Genomic DNA, 16636 nt, shown 5'->3' with positions numbered 1-16636 from the left:
GATCTCCGGTGCTCAGGGTCTCCGGTGCTCAGAGCTCGGCGGCGGCCGGGATGATCTCGCGGCCGAACCGCTGGATCCTCTCGATCTCCCAGACACCCGGCAGCTTGCCCTGGATGGAGTCGACGCCCAGCGCCGCGAGACCGCGCAGCGTCGCCAGGAACTCGTCGGCACCCGCCCTGCCGTCGCCCAGCTCCAGGGTGACCTGCACGGTCTTCTCGATCGAGTCGTAGTCGCGGCCCTCGGTCTCGCAGTGCCCGCGCAGAACGGCGAGCTTGTGCTCGAGCGCGGGGCTGTTGATCACGTTGCAGGCGTCGGCGTACCTGGCGACGAGCCGCAGCGTCTTCTTCTCGCCGCCGCCACCGATGAGGATCCGCGGCCGGTGCAGCGGGGCGGGCACGTTGAGGGTGCGGCCGAGGCGGTAGTGCTTCCCCTCGTAGGGGCCGTCGTCGTCGGGGTCCCACATCTGCCGGCAGATCTGCACGGTCTCCTCGAGCATCTCGAACCGCTGCGCGAGTGGCGGGAAGTCGAGCCCCAGGCCGGCGGACTCCTCGGCGTTCCAGGCGGCGCCGACGCCGAGCCAGGCCCGTCCGCCGGAGAGGACGTCGAGGGTGCTGACGAGCTTGGCCAGCAATCCGGGCGCCCGGTAGCTGACAGCCGTGACCCAGGCCAGCAGTTCGACGCGGCTGGTTCGGGCCGCGATGAAGCCGAGGGTCGTGTACGCCTCGAGCATGTCGTGCTCGGGTGGGCCGTGGACCGCGATCTGCCAGACGTGGTCCATGACGCTGACCCGCGCGAACCCGGCCTCTTCGGCCGCGACGACGATGCGGGTGAGGTCGTCGGCGAGGGCGCCGGGACCGTTCGGGTAGGTGAGGTCCGAGAGGTGCAGACCGATCTCCATGCCCTCACGCTAGACCTGGCGGGCCGGCGAGCAGGCACACCCGCAGCGCGCGCTCTGGGCTTCACCGCCCGGGGACGGAAGGCTGTCGGTGACGTCGCGGGCCGGGGAGGGAGCCGAGGATGGTCGGGCAGGACGCCGTCGGTGGTTCCGTCCACCCGGGACGACGCCGTCTGAAGCAGGTCGCCATCGCCGCGGTGCTGGTCCTGTTCGTCGTCGAGCTCGTCCTGGGCTGGTCGTCGCTGTCGAAGGCGTTCGCACAGCTACGGGCCCCGCGGGTGGAGCCGCTGGTCTTCGCGCTGCTGGCGGAGCTGGGTGTGATGGGCGCCTACGCGCGCATGCAGCGGCACCTGCTCCGCTCGGCGGGGTTGACGGTGTCGGTCCGCAGGCACCTGGCGCTCGCGTACGCGGCGCACTCACTCAGCGTCACGCTGCCCGGCGGCACCGCGTTCTCCACCCGCTACAACTACCGGCAGCTGATGCGGTTCGGCGCCACCCCGGTCGTCGCGGCGTGGTGCATCGCGCTGTCGGGGATCCTGTCTGCCACGGCGCTCGCGGTCGTGACGGCGGTCGGTGCGTTCACCGCCGGCGACGGTGTGCAGTGGCGCTCGCTCGTCGGGTTGGGGATCGCGCTGGTCCTCGTCGTCGTCGGGCTCCGGTACGTGGCGCACGGGACCGACCGGCTCGACCGGGCGACGCGGGCCGCGGTCGCGGCCGTGAACAGGGTGCGCCGCAAGCCGCCCACCCAGGACCTGGAGCGGGTCCGTGACCTGGAGAGCCAGCTCGGCGCGGCCCGGCTCACCCCGGGGCACGGCGCCGCGGCGGCGGTCTTCGCCCTGCTGAACTGGGGCCTCGACGCGCTCTGCCTGTGGATGTGCATCCGCGCCGTCACCGACCTGCCGGTCAACCCCGCCCAGGTCCTGCTGGCCTACTGCGCGGGCATGGCCGCGGGCTCCATCACGATCATCCCCGGCGGCCTGGGGATCATCGACAGCGCACTGGTCCTCGGGCTGGTCACGGCCGGCATCGCGGCGCCCACTGCCATCGCGGCCGTCGTCCTCTACCGGATCATCAGCTTCGGGTTCGTGATCGGGGCGGGCTGGATCGTGTGGCTGCTGGTGCGTCGCCACGTCGCGCGTGACGGCGGCGACCCCTGACATCCGTGGACCGATCCGTCACGGAGCCGACGCCGACGGCCTGGGGGAGGTGTGGAGCCCCCGGACACCCCGAGGCCAGCCGGGCCCGATGCGGGTGGAGACCGCGAGAAGGCGATCCCGGGGAGGAAGCCGAGGAGAATCTGCTTCGTGTTCGTAGCTCGACCCTGATCCCCCGCCCGGACCGGAACGTCCGCCATCACACTCGGACAGTCGTCGCGGCCCGCCCGCGAGAAGCGAGCGCAATGGCGGATGTTCCACGGGACCGGAAGGGGCAACGTCGGTGTCATCGCGGAACCGGCCCGGCTCCGCACCGGAAAGGACCTGATCATGAGCACCACCCACACCAACGCCCCCGAGTACACCTCCTCGGTCGCCGAGACCGCCCTCGGGCCGGTCGAGTACGCCGTCGTCGGCACCGGCGTCCCGGTCCTCGTCGTCCACGGCACTCCCGGCGGCATCGACGCCGCCGCGCTGATGGCGCGGATCCTGCCCCGCGACCGGGTCTCCGCGATCCTGGTCTCCCGGCCCGGCTACCTCGGCACCCCGCTCGGCTCCGGCGCCACCATCGACGAGCAGGCCGACCTGCTCGCCGCGCTGCTGGACCACCTCGGGATCGAGCGGGCGGGCGTCTACACCTGGTCCGGCGGCGGCCCCGCCGGCTACCGCTTCGCCGTCCGCCACCCCGAGCGCGTCACCGTCCTCGTCGCCAACGCCGCCTGCAGCGCGGCCTACGAACTGCCCCAGCAGGACCTCGCCACCCGGCTGATGTTCACCACCGCTCCCGGGCAGTGGCTCCTGCGGGTCCTGGCCGCCCACCAGCCCAAGCAGTACATCGCGGGCGCACTCGCCGGCGAGGGCGACCTGACCAAGGAGCAGCTGGCCGCCCGCACCGAGGAGGTCTTCGCCGACCCCGCCAAGCGACGGTTCGTCGTCGACCTGGGTCCCACCGCCTCTCCGGACAGGTCCCGCCGCACCGGCTACGACAACGACCTCGCCCAGTTCGCCGCCATCACGTCCCTGGGGCTGGAGAAGATCACCGCGCCCACCCTCGTCGTCCAGGGCACCTCCGACAGCGACCTGCCGCCCGCGCAGAGCTACGCCGCCGCCGACGCCATCCCCGGCGCCGAGCTGCTCACCCTCGACACGGGCACGCACCTCGCGCTCTACACCCACCCGGACGCCGCCGCGGCCCAGGCACGCGTCGTCGACTTCCTGCTGGCAGGTGGTCGCCGCTGACCCGCGTCGCCGCCGACGCCCGCGCCTCCCTCCTCCGGGTCCGGGCAGCCCGGCCGCCTGCGGTTAGGCTCACGTCCCCTGGCTGGAGGTCCGATGGCCGCACGTTTCGCCGAGCTCGACTGGCGGCCCACCCCGATGGGCGACCTGCTGCTCCGCCGACGGTGGGATCCCGCCGTCGCCACGGAGGTCCTGGAGGTCAAGCTCGGGGACGAGTTCCTGATGTCCAGCATGTTCACCGTGGCCGAGGAGGAGATGGCGCGCCTCGCCCTCGCCGGGCTCGCGGCGCGGGTCGGCGACCCGGGCGGCCTGGACGTGGTGGTCGGCGGCCTCGGCCTCGGCTACACCGCCCTGACGGTGCTGGAGGATCCCGGCGTGCGGTCCCTGACCGTGGTCGAGGCGCTGGAGCCGGTGATCGAGTGGCACCGCGACGGGCTGATCCCCGCGGGCCGCACCCTGACCAACGACCCCCGCTGCACGCTGGTGCAGGGCGACTTCTTCGCGATGGTCCGCTCCGGTGACGGCCTCGACCCGACGAGCCCGGGACGGCGCTTCCACGCCCTCGTCGTCGACATCGACCACTCCCCGCGGCACCTGCTCCACCCGAGTCACTCCGACCTGTACGAGCCGCCGGGGCTGCACCGTGTCGCGGAGCTGCTGCACCCGGGAGGCGTCTTCGCCCTCTGGTCCAACGACCCCCCGGACGACGCCTTCACCCGCGTGCTCGGCGAGGTCTTCGCGACGGCCCACGCCGAGGTGGTCCGCTTCCCGAACCTCCTGCAGGACAGGGAGTCGACCAACACCGTCTACGTCGCGACGATCTGAGCGACCGGCCGTGTGACGCGATGGCGACACAGCCGCCGGCGAGCCGCCGACCGGCCTCGGCACGCGCGCCACCGCCCGAGTCGTCGACTCAGTCCTGCGAAGAGTCGACAGCCGCCAGCTTGACCTGCAGCTCCGGGTGAGCGGTGAACACTGCGACCTGCAGCTCGGCTACGAGTCGCTGGGTGGGGTGGTCGACATCGACCCCGAAAGCGTCGCGGATACGCGTGAGCCGGTACTTCAGAGTGTTTCGGTGCACGTAGAGGGTCCGGGCGGCGGCGGTGAGGTCGCCACCGGCGTCGAAGAACGCACGCAGGCTCGGCAGGTACTCCGTGCCGCGGTCGCGGTCGCTCACGACCATGCCGGCGATCCCACCCTGGAGGAGCCGGGGGCGTTCGAGGACGATCTCGGTGAGTTCCGACATGATCGCGTCCGCGATCGAGTCCTCGAAGGAGACGACGCGGCGCTGCTCGTCGAGGAGCGGAAGGTTCAACAGCCGGTCGAGGTCACGGCGCGCCTCGCTGATCTGGTCGGGGTCGGCGATCTCGCCGCTGACGGCGGCTCGTAGATCGGTGCGGAGCTGACGGCTCGCCTGACCGACGATCTCGGTGGCCAGCGCGACCGTCTCGTTGGTGGAGAGGCTGTCGAGCGACGGGACCAGGGCGTAGACGCGGCCGGTGCAGGAGGTGACCGCGCCGCGGCGGTGCGAGGCTTCGACCCGCAGCGCGACCAGGTCCTCGAGTGGGCGCAGGGCGACCTGGTCGTCGGACCGGGCCCGGGGGCCGACGTGCTCGCGGGCGAAGGAGACCAGGCGGAACGGGACCCCCTCGATCCCGAGACGCGTGGCGACGGTCTGCGGGCTGCCGCGTCCGGAGAGGGCGTTGCGCAGCAGGTCGCTGCGGAGCCGGCGGTCGAGGTCCTCACTGATCCGGGACCGCAGCAGCTGGAGAGCCGCGACGCGGGCGATCTCTGCCAGCAGGTCCTCCGACTGCTGGTCCAGTTCGCGCTTGGTCTGGGCGACCCAGATGTAGCCGAGGATGTCGGTACCCCCACGAATGGCCGTGACCAGGCGCGTTGCGCCGTCCGGCGGGACCACCCGTACAGGACGCAGGCTCTGGCGGACCCGCGGCAGGATGCCGGTCGACTCACACCAGGCGATGAACTCCTTCGGCGGACGTCGCTGCAGGATGGACTGCTGACGGATCTCGTCGATCGGGTCGCCCAGGCTGGAGAAGGCGATGACCTCCATACGGTCGTCGTCGATGATCACAGGACCCTCGAGGGTCGCGGCGGCGGCGTTGGCGAGCGCGAAGAGGTCGCCGAACGCCACCCCACGTTCGTCGGCGACGCTGGCCGAGGCCGCGGAGATGGACCGTCGGGCGAGCACGTGCAGCTGGTCCCAGGACAGCTCCGGCGCGATCGCCAGGACCGTGGAGTCGCATTCGGCCGCCAGTACGCGCAGATGGCCGCGCTCCGGATCGTCGCGGACCTTGAACGCGACGGTGATGTCGGGCCCGAGGCGCTTGAGCAGCGGCTCCACGTCCGGATCGTCGACACGGACGCCGATGGCGAGAACGAGGTCTCCCGCCCCGGCCTGGGCCGCGGTGGAGGTGTCATGGATGAGGACGGCGACGACCGGGATGTCGAGACCGGCAGGGGCATGGACCACGTCGACGTACTCGCCGCCGACCAGTCCCAGGAACATGTCGAGGCTGAGAGCGTCCGGACCCGAGGGGTGGGCCATACGGTTCTCCCTCCGTCGCGCTCAGGTCATGCTCTGCGCCCCGTCGACGCCAGTGTCGATGGAAGAATGTGACGGGACGTCCCGCAGTCGTTGCGTCCCTGTGAAGCCGGCGAAGATGTGAGCGTAGACCGACACGGCTGTCACCAGGGAGTCCACGTCGACGTACTCGTCGACGGTGTGCGCCACGTCGAGCTTCCCCGGCCCGAACACGACGGCGGGAATGCCGAGCTGGTTGCGCATGAAGCGGGCGTCGGTGGTGAACGGGAGACCGGTGATGCCCGGGAGCCTTCCGGTCATCGCCCGGTAGGAGTCGGCGACTGTACCGACGAACGGGTGACCGGCGTCGATCTCGGACGGCTCGCAGAACATGTCGACCACCAGCTCGTAGTCCGTCCCCCGGGACAGGCCGAGCGAGGCGATCCGATCGACCACTCCCCGCACGACGCTCTGCTGCGTGTCACCGGGCAGCACGCGCCGGTCGATCTGCAGCTCGCACTCCTCGGGGACGACGTTCGGGCCACTGCCTCCGCGGATGACGCCGACGTTGCAGGTGGTGGTGCCGAGCAGCGGGTGGGGCGTCTGCGGGAACTCGTTGTCGTGCAGCACCTGGGCGATCGCGGCTGCGGTGATGATGGCGCTGCGTCCCTTGGAGGGTTCACTGCCGTGCGCGGGGACGCCGCGAGTGGTGACGCGGGCGAACATGAGTCCGCGTTCTGCCAGGCACAGCTGCAGTCCGGTCGGTTCGGGGTCGAGGCAGGCGTCAGCGGCGATGAGGCCCTTCTCGAGCAGGACCGCGGTGCCGTGCGCACCGCCGAGCTCCTCGTCGGCGACAAGATGGAACGCGACCTCACACGGCAGCTCCAGCCCGAGCGACCGGCACACCTGCAGCGCGGTGATCGCGCCGGCGATCCCGCCCTTCATGTCGGCGGAGCCGCGGCCGTAGAGCCGTCCGTCGTGGACCTCGCCGCCGAACGGGTCGTGGCGCCACCCGTCGGGCCGGACGGGGACGGTGTCGACGTGCCCGTTCACCAGCAGTACCGGCTTGCCGCTGACGGCGCCGTCCCCGGTGGCGACCAGCAGGCTCTGCCGGCCCGGCGCCGGCTCGATGATCCGGCCGTCACCGAGGCCGATCGTCCTGAAGAGATCCCGGAGATAGGCGATGACGTCGCTCTCGTGGCCGGGTGGGTTCTCGGACCGGAGGCGGACGAGGTCGCGGGTGAGCGACACGACGACGTCGACGTCCACCGCCGCACGGATCTCACGGGCGAGTGGCCTCATCGGAGTTCCTCCACGTCGTGCCGGTCGAGGAAGCCGGCGGCAACGAGGCGGCCGAGGAAGGTGACCAGCCGAGGGTTCGCGGCGAGAGGTGCGGCGAGCTGCTCCCGCGCACCCACGAGGTCGCCCGATCGCGCGAGGAGGACTCCTCGCCAGAACTCGGCCTCGGGGTTGCCGGCCAGCACCTCCGCTGCGGCGGCGAGACCGTCGAGGGCGCGGTCGAGATCACCGGGCCGGGGTTCGTGGAAGGGGCCGACCATCAGCCCCGGCGCGAACATCGTCCCGGAGACAGCGTCGAACGCGCGGCGACAGCGCAGCAGCCGCCGTAGCTCGCGGACCGGGTCGGGATGGTCCTCCACCCGCAGGTCGACGGGCTTGTGGTTCCACGGGTCGTCGACGCGTTCGCCGCCGACGACGAGCAGCGCGGCGCCCTGGCGTCCACGGATGTCGCCGCCGGCGAGCTCGGCCGCCTCCAGGGAGCTCATGACGCGTTCTGCGAGGTCGCCCGGGCTGCGGATGTAGGACTCGAGCATCGCGGGCAGGACGTCGTCGTTGTCGAGCATGTTGCCCTGCACCGCGACCGGTCCGTGGACCAGGCCGCCGGAGACTCCGATGCACGAGTCACCCGTCCAGGTCGCCGCGTCCCCGACGGCGCCCACCAGCCCGACCTGACGGACCTGCGGATGTGGGTCGTCGGCACGGAGACGTTCGAGGACCTCGGCTGCGGTGGCTCCGCCGTCGAGCAGCTCCATGCCCCTGCCGCCGTACCTGCCGTCGACGAATGCCTGCGTCGCGATCGCCCCGACACCCGGCCGTGCCCAGGTCACACCCGCTCCGGGCGCGAAGAAATGGGACTCGCACGCCACCGCGAGCTGCCCGGTCGCGTCGTCGCGGGCGACGATCGAGTACGTCATCGGACACCCTCGACGAGCCCTGCGTGGAAGTGCGCGACGGCCGCCGCGGTGGCCACGGGGTCCTCGAGCATCGGCAGGTGGCCGATGTCGGTCATCGTGTGCAGGTCGCCGCCGAGGATGCCCGCCAGCTCGGCGGCCATCTCCACCGGGCAGGTCGGGTCGTGGGTGCCGACGAACACGCGTGCAGGAGGTCGGGCGACCCGGCGGGCCACTGCCTCACCCGCCGGACGGGAGTCGGCGAGTCCGAAGGTCGTCCGCAGCACCTCGACGACGGTGTCCACGTCACGGTCGCCGTCGCGGCCTCCCGACGCGAGCTCCACGAGCTCCCGCGCGGCCTCCGGCCGGCCGGCCGGGCCGAGGATTCCGGCACCGTGACGGACGAACCATTCCCGGACGCCGAGCGCGCGGAGGTCGTGCTCGGTGGCGTCGAGGGCCGGCTCGTCCCAGCCGACCCGCAACGTCGCTCCGAACGCGACGATGCTCGCCACCCGGTCCGGTGATGCGGCAGCCAGCTCCGTGGCGACCGCACCGCCGATCGAACCGCACACCACGTGCGCCTTGTCGACACCGCGGGCATCGAGGACCGCGAGCGCGTCGGCGGCGTAGTCGGCCGGGAGGTAGGGGCCTGCGGCCTCCGACCCGCCGTGTGCCCGGTAGTCCACGGCGAACGCGGGCCGGATGCCGTCGAGGCGCTCGGCGACGGCGGTCCACACAGCGGCGGCGGTGTTGACCGGGTGCAGGTACAGGATCGGCGGCGCCTCCGCCGGGCCCTGCCACTCCAGATAGGACAGCTCGCCGGCGCTGCCCCGTGTGGTGTGACGTTCGCTGTGCACCATTGCTGCTTCTCCCCGACTCGACGGTCCTGCTCAGTGGTTCCTCACCGGCGGCCCCGGGGCCTGCGCGGCCCGACCGGCGGTGATCGCGCTCAGGCGTCCTGCGGGAAGCGCGGGGTGTCCGGAGCGGCGATCGGAGAGGCGTGGAAGTGCCAGATCTTCCACACCGGGTTGCCCCTCCCGTCGTCGCGCCGGTAGACCTCGGTCACGCGGAAGACCAGGGGCTCGGGATCGGGCTCGAGAACGCCGGTCCCCTTGTCGCCGGAGACCTGCGCGCTCCAGTAGGTGGTGAGGTAGGCCAGGTCGCCCTCGGCGTGGACCTTGGGCTCCTCGACGATCTTCATGTCGGAGAGGTTGAAGCCGATCTCGTGCAGGCCCTCCCAGAGCTTCACCTTCTCGTCGACACTGTCGTACTGGTGCCCGTTGAGGTTGAACTGCAGATAGCCCGGGTTCGCGAAGTTCGGGTACATCTTCTCCTCGACGAGGTCGTTGTTCGACTCCAGCCAGGAGTGGTGGACCGCGAGGATCGCCTTGACGTCGTCCGGGTCGTTGATCTTGTCGCTCACGTTGTCTCCCTGTTGGGTGTCGTGCCGTTCGGAGGGGCGCCGGTCGCCCCGAGGCGGCGGGTGTCGCCGTTCAGGTCTGGTCACCGTGCGCGCGCAACCGCGGCAGCACGTCGTCGGCGAACTGGGTGAGGAAGCGCTCCTGGTCGTGGCCGGGGCCGTGGAAGACGAGATGGTCGAGACCCGCATCGAGATAGGGCTTGATCTGAGCGACGGCCTCGTCCGGGTCGGAGGCGACGATCCATCGCCGGGCGACCTGTTCGATCGGGAGCTCGTCGGCGAGGCGCTCCATCTCCTCGGCCGAGTCGACCGTGTGCTTCTGCTCGGCGCTCAGCGACAGCGGCGCCCAGAAGCGACAGTTCTCGAGCGCGACGCGGGGGTCGCGGTCGTAGGAGAACTTGACCTCGATCATGCGATCGATCGCCGCCGGGTCGCGGGACTCCTTCGCGGCCCCCTCGGTCACCGCGGGCATGAGCTTGTCGGTGTAGAGGTCCATCCCCTTGCCCGAGGTGCAGATGATCCCGTCGGCCTCGCGGCCCGCGTAGCGTGCGACCAACGGGCCGCCCGCGGCGATGTAGACCGGCACGGGGACATCGGGACGGTCGTAGATCGACGCGTTGACGAGGCGGTAGTAGTCGCCCTCGAAGTCGACGTTCGTCTCGGCCCACAGCATCCGCATCAACCGGACGGACTCGCGGAGGCGGGCGAAGCGCTCCTTGAACTCCGGCCACTCCATACCCGACACCGCGATCTCGTTGAGCGCCTCACCGGTACCCGCCCCGAGGACGATCCGGTTGTCGTAGAGCAGCGCCAGGGTGCCGAACGTCTGAGCCATGACCGCCGGGTTGTAGCGGAACGTCGGGGTGGTCACCGAGGTCCCGATGCGGACCCTCCGGGTGCGCTCGCCGACCGCCGCCATCCATGTGAGGGCGGACGGGGCATGTCCGCCCTCGTGTCGCCACGGCAGGAAATGGTCCGACACCCACACCGAGTCGAGTCCGAGCTCCTCTGCCCGCACCGCGTACTCCACGAGGTCCCGTGGGCCGAACTGCTCGGCCGAGGCCTTGTAGCCGATCGTCAGGCTCACGAGAGCTGCGGCAGGACGGCGGACGCGGCGAGCTCGATCTCGTCGAGCGCGGTGTCGGCGTTGACCGGGGACAGCACCACGCTCGTCGCGCCGGCCGCGCGCAGCGCACTGATGCGGGCGGCGACCTCGTCGGGGTCCCCGGCCACCGCGAGGGTGTCGATGAACTCCTCGGGGAGCTTGTCCGCCAACGTCTCCGGGCTTCCCTGCAGCAGCTCCGCGATCTGGTCGCCATAGCCGAAGGCGCCGGTCAGCGGATTGTGCGCGCCGACCGCGGCGATGTAGCCGGCCAACGCCGGCCGGACCGCCGCACGGGCCTGTCTGCTGTCCTTCGCCACGCTGAACAGCGCGAACGTCGGGACGAGGTGCTCGCTGCGGCCCGACTCGGCCATTCCGTCACGGATGTGACGCGAGGCCTCCTCGAGGTACCTGGTGCCGGCCAGGACACTCATCACCGTGCCGTCGGCGATCGCACCGGACAGCCGCAGGGACTTGGGACCGAGCACGCCGGTGAGGATCGGGACATGACCGTCGACAGGGTGCGTCGCGGTGACCGACCTGAAGGTGAACTGCTTGCCCTGCATGTCGACCGTCTCCCCGGCCAGCAACGTGCGCACGCTGTTCACGCATTCGCGCAAGGCGGTCAGCGGTGACTTCGCCGTCACACCCATCTGGTCGGTCCAGAACGGGACCCCGTGGCCGATGCCGGGGAGGAACCTGCCCGGATGGGCACGCGCGAGCGTGGCGATCTCCATCGCCGTGACTGCGGGGTGCCTGGCCACGGACGCGGCGATGCCGAGACCGACCGACACCCGTTCGGTCGCCCCGAGAGCCAGGGCCGCGCCCGTGAAGCCGCCGTAGCAGAAGTAGTCCTCGGCGACCCACACCTCGCCGTAGCCCAGTCGCTCCGCGGTGGCCGCGAGCACGGGGATGCGCTCGGGCGGCGTCGACGTCGCGACGAAGACTCCGACTTGGATCGGCACGTTCATGGGGAATCCTCCGGAATCGACGAGCGCCGATCGCACACACCGCGGTCGACGGCGGACCGGGGCGGCGGCGACCCTCTCGGTCGTGGACGAGTCTCGGCGCGGTCGCCCACCCCGACAATTGCCTTTGCGACGAAGTCGGGCCGCAGGCTTCGGCTGATCCGTCAATGGACGCCGGGTCGACCGGCCTCGACGCTGACAGGCATCGGTCACCGAGCCGGCGCATCACCCCCGGAAGCGGACGCCGCGCGCGTTCACACGGCGAGGTGCTGCGTGCGCCGTCGCCACCACCACTGCCGAAGGGCGGATCGTGACTTCGCAACAGCTACCCCCAGGACTCATCGGCGCACGGACGCGGCGCAAGGAGGACCCACGGCTGCTGACCGGTCGCGCCCAGTTCGTCGACGACGTCGTACTCCCCGGGATGCTCGAGGCGGCCGTCCTGCGCAGCCCGCATCCCCATGCCCGCATCAGCAGCATCGACATCAGTGCGGCGCTCACCGTCCCGGGCGTCTTCGCCGTCCTGACCGGCCACGAGGTGCGCGACGCGTGCGCCACCCCGCAACCGGTCGTCTGGCGGATGATCCCCGACCAGCGGATGACCGACCAGTACGCCCTCGCCGTCGACAAGGTCCGCTACGTCGGACAGCCCGTCGCGGTCGTCGCCGCCACCGATCGCTACGTCGCAGAGGACGCGCTCGGACACATCGAGGTCGAGTACGAGGTCCTCGATCCCGTGGTCACACTCGACGACGCCCTCGCCGCGGACGCTCCGCTGCTCTACGAGGACTGGCCGGACAACGTCAGCTGCCGGCAGACCATCCCGAAGGGGGACGCCGCCACCGCCTTCGCCGAGGCCGACGTCGTCGTCACCGAGACCCTCACCTACGGCCGGCAGATGGGGGCGCCGCTCGAGACCCGCGGCGCCGTCATGTCCTGGGATCCGTTCACCGACCACCTCGAGTGCTGGATGTCGACGCAGTCGCCCAACCTCACCCGAGACCTGCTCGGCGAGGTGCTCGGCCTGCCCGTCGACCACATCCGGGTGCGCACACCGCACGTCGGCGGCGGCTTCGGCAACAAGTTCGACTTCTACGCCGAGGAGGTCCTCGCAGCGCTGCTGTCCAAGCGCACCGGACGACCCGTGAAGATCATCGAGGACCGCCTCGAGAGCTTCGTCGCGAACGCCCACTCCCGCGAGCAGCGCATCGAGGTGTCGGTCGCGGCCAAGGCCGACGGCACGATCACCGGCATGCGCGGCACGGTGTGGGCCGTCCTCGGTGGGCAGCTCGCCACGGTCGGCATCGGTCCGTGCTGGCTGTCGATGGCGCTGATGGCAGGGCCCTACGACATCCCCAACGTCGAGGCGACCGTGGTCGGCGTCGTGACCAACCGATCCCCCTACGGCTCGTACCGCGGTTGGGGACAGCCCAAGGCCAACTTCGCCCACGAACGCATCATCGAGAAGCTGGCGCACGAACTCGGCCTGCCCGCGAACGACGTCCGCCGCCGCAATCTCATCCCCGCCGACAAGTTCCCCTACCCGAGCCAGGTCTTCTACTACGACAGCGGCAACTACGCGGACTGTCTCGACATGGCCGAGAACGCCGTCGCCGAGCGTGGCTGGCGGAAGCGCTGCGACGCGGCGTCGAACGAGGGACGCGCGCTGGGGGTCGGGTACTCGTTCCACATCGAGATCAGCGCCCTCGGACCCAGCAAGATCATGAACCAGGCCGGCCTCCAGCACTCGTCGTTCGACGAGGAGGTTGTCCGGATCGACTCGGCCGGTGGCGTGACCGTGCGGACCGGGCTGAGCGCCATGGGGCAGGGCATCGAGACCGCGCTGGCCCAGGTCGCCGCGCACACACTCGGCGTCCCGCTCGACTCGGTCACGGTCCTGCACGGCGACACCCAGACGAACCCGTTCACCGGTTACGGCACCGGCGCCAGTCGCGGGGCGGCCCTGGGAGGCGGAGCACTGCTGCGTGCGAGCACCCGTCTGCGGGACAAGGTCCTGCGCATCGCGGGGCACGTACTGGAGGCCTCACCCGACGATCTCGAGATCGCCGACGGCGTCATCTCGGTCAAGGGCGCCCCCGGCGGGCCGTCGATCACCATGCGCGACATCGGGGACGCCGCCTACCGGCGCCTCGACGGCAAGCTTCCCGACGGCGAGGACCCGACGCTCGAGGAACGCGACGTGCTCGACCCGGACAACGTGGCCTTCTCCTACGGCACGACCGCGGTCCTGGTCGAGGTCGACCGCGAGACCGGGCGCGTCGACGTCCTCGACTACCTGCTCGTGCACGACTGTGGAACGGTCATCAACCCGATGATCGTCGACGGCCAGCTCCACGGGGGCGCCACCCAGGGCATCGGCGGAGCGCTGTACGAGGAGATCGTCTACAGCCCCGAAGGCCAGCCGCTGACCACGACCTTCATGGACTACCTCATCCCGACCGCCACCGAGATCCCGCGCTTCGAGACGCTGCACATGACCACGACCGCCGACCACATCCCCGGCGGATTCAAGGGCATGGGCGAGGCGGGAACCATCGGCGCCGCCTCCGCGATCACCGCGGCCATCGAGGACGCCCTTCCCGACCTCACGCTGCACCTCGCCCGGCTCCCGGTGAGCCCGCCGCGACTCCTCGACGCGATCGACGTCGCGACGGCATCGAAGGAGAACTCATGAAACCCGCCCCTCTCGACCACGTCCGAGCCACCGGCCTGGACCACGCGATCGAGACGCTCGTCGCCGCGGGTGAGGACGCGAAGATCCTCGCCGGCGGACAGAGCCTGGTTCCGCTCCTCGCCATGCGCCTGGCCCAGCCGACGACGCTGGTCGACCTCGGTGGCCTGCGCGAGCTCGACTACATCCGCGACGACGGGGACACCCTCGAGATCGGCGCCATGACACGCAGCCGGACCGTCGAGACGTCGCCCGTTGTCGCAGGCGCGGTGCCGCTGCTCCCGGCGGCTCTGCGGTACGTCGGACACGTCACCATCCGCAACCGGGGCACGATCGGCGGCAGCGCCGCGCACGCCGACCCCGCCGCGGAGGTCCCGTCCGTGCTCCGCGCACTGGACGCCGAGCTCATCGCCTCCGGCCCCCGCGGCCCACGCACCATTGCTGCGCGCGACTTCTTCGACAGCTTCCTGCTCACCACGCTCGAGCCGGACGAAATCCTCACGGCGATCCGCATCCCCCGGCAACCGTCCGGGTCGGTCGTCGCCGTCGAGGAGTTCGCACGCCGGCACGGTGACTTCGCGCTCGTCGCGGTCCTCGGAGCCGCCCACATCGACTCCTCCGGCCGCATCGCCGAGGTCCGGATCAGCATCGCCGGGGCCGCGCCCACACCCGTCCGCGCCGACGCTGCCGAGCGCCTCCTCGTCGGCCGGACCCCGACCCCCGAGCTGGTTCGCGCCGCCGCGGCCGCGGCGTCGGACGCAACCGACCCCGGATCGGACATCCATGCACCGGCCGACTATCGCCGCACCTTGGCGACCGTGCTGACCAGGCGCTGCCTGACCCGCCTCGTCGCCGACACCGAGAGGACCGAAGCCGCATGAGCACGCCCACGCGAACGGGTCGCAACGTCTCGATGACCGTCAACGGCGAGGCGGTCGACCGGCACGTCGATCCTCGCCGGACGTTGTCCGACTTCCTCCGGAAGGACTGCGGCGCGACGGGCGTGCACGTCGGGTGCGAGCACGGCGTGTGCGGCGCCTGCACCGTCCTGCTCGACGGGCGCACCGCGCGCTCCTGCTGCACCCTCGCCGTCCAGGCGGAGGGGTCAGAGATCACGACGGTCGAAGGGCTCGCCGACGGCGGCGAGCTCCACCCACTGCAGGAGGCGTTCTGGAAGCACCATGGACTCCAATGCGGCTTCTGCACACCAGGAATCCTCCTGACGGTCACGGAGTTGCTCGCGGGCAACCCGGACCCCACCGACGACGAGATCCGCGAAGGCATCTCCGGAAACATCTGCCGCTGCACCGGCTACCAGTTCATCGTCGACGCGGTCCGCGACGCTGCGGAGATCCTCCGTGGCACCGGCACCGGCACCGGCACCGGCACCGGCACCGACCCGACTCGATGAGGTTCGATCGTCATCGAGTCGCCACTGCCGGTTCGGGATGAGCCGGAAGGTCAGGTGTCGCACGACAGGAGGCCTGTGCGCTGCGCGCCACTGACGCGACGCTGCGTGCCGTGCCGGAAGTCCCTGGGGCTGCAGCCGTACTCGTCGCGGAAGGCGCGGGCGAACACCGTCGGGTCCGAGAAGCAGTACCGTGCGGCGACGACCGCGATAGGCCGGTCGGGGAACGCGACGAGGTCGGTCCGGGCCTCCTCGAGCCTGCGGTGCCGGATCCACCGCGCGAGGCTGCGCGGCTGGTCGGCGAAGAGCCGGTACAGGCTGCGCAGCGAGAGATGGCAGGCCCGCGCGATCATCCCCGGGCAGAGGCCCGGATCGTCGAGCTTCAGCTCGATCAGGTCGAGCACCTGCCGCACGAGGTCGGACGGGGCACGGAGGTCGACAGCCGCGAGTACGAGCTCGGCCACCCGGTCCGCGACCCGCAGGCCCTCGCTCCCGCCGAGCGGGCCGCTCCGGGTCAGCTCGGTCAAGGCCGTCCTGGCCACGAGCGCGCTCGCGCCGTCGTGCGCCGGCAGGGCGGTGAGCGCCGGGAGCCGCCTCGGGTCCACCGGAACGGCGTCACGTCGCCAGGTGAAGACGTTCATCCGCCAGTCGCCCGCCATGGTCCAGGTGAAAGGGCGGGTGGTGTCGTAGACGACGAAGGAGCCAGGGGGCACGCGCGCGACGCGGCCGTCCTGGTCGAGCTGGACCTCGCCGGCCCGCACGAGCGCGACCTGCAGACGGTCCTCGCCGTGGCGCGCGATGAGCCCAGGCGTGCGGTGGAAGGTCTGTGCGACCGATCGCACGTCCGCCACGAGCAGCGGCCCCACGGCGTGCGACGCGACGTGTCCGCGCACGGCCGGACCGTTCCCGGGCCGGATGTCGAGCGCGACGAACCGGTCCCGGATCAGATCCCGCCAGCCGGGCAGGCCCTCGACCCGCTGTTCCAACCGACACCTCCGTGGGCCGCGCGGCTGTCCGAGGGTAGAGGCCG

Annotated in this window: 15 protein-coding genes; 6 read left to right on the top strand and 9 right to left on the bottom strand. The window is 71.3% G+C overall.

Annotation, left to right across the window (positions count from 1 at the left end; translation table 11 throughout):
• Positions 1-28 precede the first annotated feature (28 nt).
• Positions 29-898, bottom strand: a complete 870-nt coding sequence (locus tag TOK_RS29760) for an LLM class F420-dependent oxidoreductase (RefSeq protein WP_098961314.1) — start codon at positions 896-898, stop codon at positions 29-31.
• 119 nt (positions 899-1017) lie between these two features.
• On the opposite strand from TOK_RS29760, the gene TOK_RS29755 reads away from it, so the two are divergent.
• The 3 genes from TOK_RS29755 (at position 1018) to TOK_RS29745 (ending at position 4110) form a co-directional block, all read left to right on the top strand.
• A complete protein-coding gene (locus tag TOK_RS29755; protein WP_098961313.1) occupies positions 1018-2052 on the top strand; it encodes a YbhN family protein in 1035 nt (344 codons plus the stop codon).
• A 327-nt stretch (positions 2053-2379) separates the two neighbouring features.
• A complete protein-coding gene (locus TOK_RS29750) occupies positions 2380-3288 on the top strand; it encodes an alpha/beta fold hydrolase (RefSeq protein WP_098961363.1) in 909 nt (302 codons plus the stop codon).
• Positions 3289-3381: 93 nt separating this feature from the next.
• The gene (locus tag TOK_RS29745) at positions 3382-4110 is read left to right on the top strand and encodes a spermidine synthase (RefSeq protein ID WP_098961312.1); all 729 of its coding nucleotides are present in this window, start codon (positions 3382-3384) and stop codon (positions 4108-4110) included.
• Positions 4111-4198: 88 nt separating this feature from the next.
• Here TOK_RS29745 and TOK_RS29740 read toward each other — a convergent pair whose 3' ends face one another.
• The 7 genes from TOK_RS29740 to TOK_RS29710 form a co-directional block, all read right to left on the bottom strand.
• Positions 4199-5851 carry a CdaR family transcriptional regulator gene (locus tag TOK_RS29740; RefSeq protein WP_098961311.1) on the bottom strand — a complete coding sequence of 551 codons (1653 nt, stop codon included), beginning with the start codon at positions 5849-5851 and terminating at the stop codon, positions 4199-4201.
• A gap of 21 nt (positions 5852-5872) precedes the next feature.
• Positions 5873-7129, bottom strand: a complete 1257-nt coding sequence (locus tag TOK_RS29735; protein WP_098961310.1) for a M20 family metallopeptidase — start codon at positions 7127-7129, stop codon at positions 5873-5875.
• On the bottom strand, positions 7126-8040 hold the full coding sequence (locus TOK_RS29730; RefSeq protein WP_098961309.1) for a DUF1028 domain-containing protein: 915 nt from the start codon (positions 8038-8040) through the stop codon (positions 7126-7128). Before TOK_RS29730 ends, TOK_RS29735 begins: the two co-directional genes overlap by 4 nt.
• A complete protein-coding gene (locus tag TOK_RS29725; RefSeq protein WP_098961308.1) occupies positions 8037-8876 on the bottom strand; it encodes an alpha/beta fold hydrolase in 840 nt (279 codons plus the stop codon). The genes TOK_RS29730 and TOK_RS29725 overlap by 4 nt, the downstream gene beginning before the upstream one ends.
• 89 nt (positions 8877-8965) lie before the next feature.
• On the bottom strand, positions 8966-9439 hold the full coding sequence (locus TOK_RS29720; RefSeq protein WP_172457864.1) for a nuclear transport factor 2 family protein: 474 nt from the start codon (positions 9437-9439) through the stop codon (positions 8966-8968).
• A gap of 70 nt (positions 9440-9509) precedes the next feature.
• Positions 9510-10523 carry a glucose-6-phosphate dehydrogenase (coenzyme-F420) gene (gene fgd / locus TOK_RS29715; RefSeq protein ID WP_098961307.1) on the bottom strand — a complete coding sequence of 338 codons (1014 nt, stop codon included), beginning with the start codon at positions 10521-10523 and terminating at the stop codon, positions 9510-9512.
• Positions 10520-11509, bottom strand: coding sequence for an LLM class flavin-dependent oxidoreductase (locus tag TOK_RS29710; RefSeq protein WP_098961306.1), 990 nt, complete (start codon positions 11507-11509; stop codon positions 10520-10522). The genes fgd and TOK_RS29710 overlap by 4 nt, the downstream gene beginning before the upstream one ends.
• A 307-nt stretch (positions 11510-11816) precedes the next feature.
• Between TOK_RS29710 and TOK_RS29705 the strand changes: the two genes are divergently transcribed.
• The 3 genes from TOK_RS29705 to TOK_RS29695 are packed head-to-tail and all read left to right on the top strand — an operon-like array spanning position 11817 to position 15609.
• Positions 11817-14201 (top strand): xanthine dehydrogenase family protein molybdopterin-binding subunit, encoded by a 2385-nt coding sequence (locus TOK_RS29705; protein ID WP_098961305.1) that lies wholly within the window; start codon positions 11817-11819, stop codon positions 14199-14201.
• Complete coding sequence (locus tag TOK_RS29700) at positions 14198-15079, top strand: xanthine dehydrogenase family protein subunit M (RefSeq protein WP_098961304.1); 882 nt, start codon at positions 14198-14200, stop codon at positions 15077-15079. Before TOK_RS29705 ends, TOK_RS29700 begins: the two co-directional genes overlap by 4 nt.
• Positions 15076-15609 carry a (2Fe-2S)-binding protein gene (locus TOK_RS29695; protein WP_098961303.1) on the top strand — a complete coding sequence of 178 codons (534 nt, stop codon included), beginning with the start codon at positions 15076-15078 and terminating at the stop codon, positions 15607-15609. The genes TOK_RS29700 and TOK_RS29695 overlap by 4 nt, the downstream gene beginning before the upstream one ends.
• Before the next feature lie 50 nt (positions 15610-15659).
• Here the strand turns inward: TOK_RS29695 and TOK_RS29690 are convergent, their stop codons facing one another.
• Entirely contained in the window at positions 15660-16592 is a 933-nt protein-coding gene (locus TOK_RS29690; protein WP_098961302.1) for a helix-turn-helix domain-containing protein, read from the bottom strand.
• Positions 16593-16636: the final 44 nt, after the last annotated feature.

The organism is Pseudonocardia sp. N23, from assembly GCF_002583555.1.
GTDB lineage: Bacteria > Actinomycetota > Actinomycetes > Mycobacteriales > Pseudonocardiaceae > Pseudonocardia.
This window is presented reverse-complemented; position numbering and strand designations above follow the sequence as displayed.

What these genes read in the sequence shown, in the direction of transcription:
- TOK_RS29760 (WP_098961314.1), bottom strand. Translation starts at nt 898, where the DNA reads ATGGAGATCGGTCTGCACCTCTCGGACCTCACCTACCCGAACGGTCCC.
- TOK_RS29755 (WP_098961313.1), top strand. Translation starts at nt 1,018, where the DNA reads ATGGTCGGGCAGGACGCCGTCGGTGGTTCCGTCCACCCGGGACGACGC.
- TOK_RS29750 (WP_098961363.1), top strand. Translation starts at nt 2,380, where the DNA reads ATGAGCACCACCCACACCAACGCCCCCGAGTACACCTCCTCGGTCGCC.
- TOK_RS29745 (WP_098961312.1), top strand. Translation starts at nt 3,382, where the DNA reads ATGGCCGCACGTTTCGCCGAGCTCGACTGGCGGCCCACCCCGATGGGC.
- TOK_RS29740 (WP_098961311.1), bottom strand. Translation starts at nt 5,851, where the DNA reads ATGGCCCACCCCTCGGGTCCGGACGCTCTCAGCCTCGACATGTTCCTG.
- TOK_RS29735 (WP_098961310.1), bottom strand. Translation starts at nt 7,129, where the DNA reads ATGAGGCCACTCGCCCGTGAGATCCGTGCGGCGGTGGACGTCGACGTC.
- TOK_RS29730 (WP_098961309.1), bottom strand. Translation starts at nt 8,040, where the DNA reads ATGACGTACTCGATCGTCGCCCGCGACGACGCGACCGGGCAGCTCGCG.
- TOK_RS29725 (WP_098961308.1), bottom strand. Translation starts at nt 8,876, where the DNA reads ATGGTGCACAGCGAACGTCACACCACACGGGGCAGCGCCGGCGAGCTG.
- TOK_RS29710 (WP_098961306.1), bottom strand. Translation starts at nt 11,509, where the DNA reads ATGAACGTGCCGATCCAAGTCGGAGTCTTCGTCGCGACGTCGACGCCG.
- TOK_RS29700 (WP_098961304.1), top strand. Translation starts at nt 14,198, where the DNA reads ATGAAACCCGCCCCTCTCGACCACGTCCGAGCCACCGGCCTGGACCAC.
- TOK_RS29695 (WP_098961303.1), top strand. Translation starts at nt 15,076, where the DNA reads ATGAGCACGCCCACGCGAACGGGTCGCAACGTCTCGATGACCGTCAAC.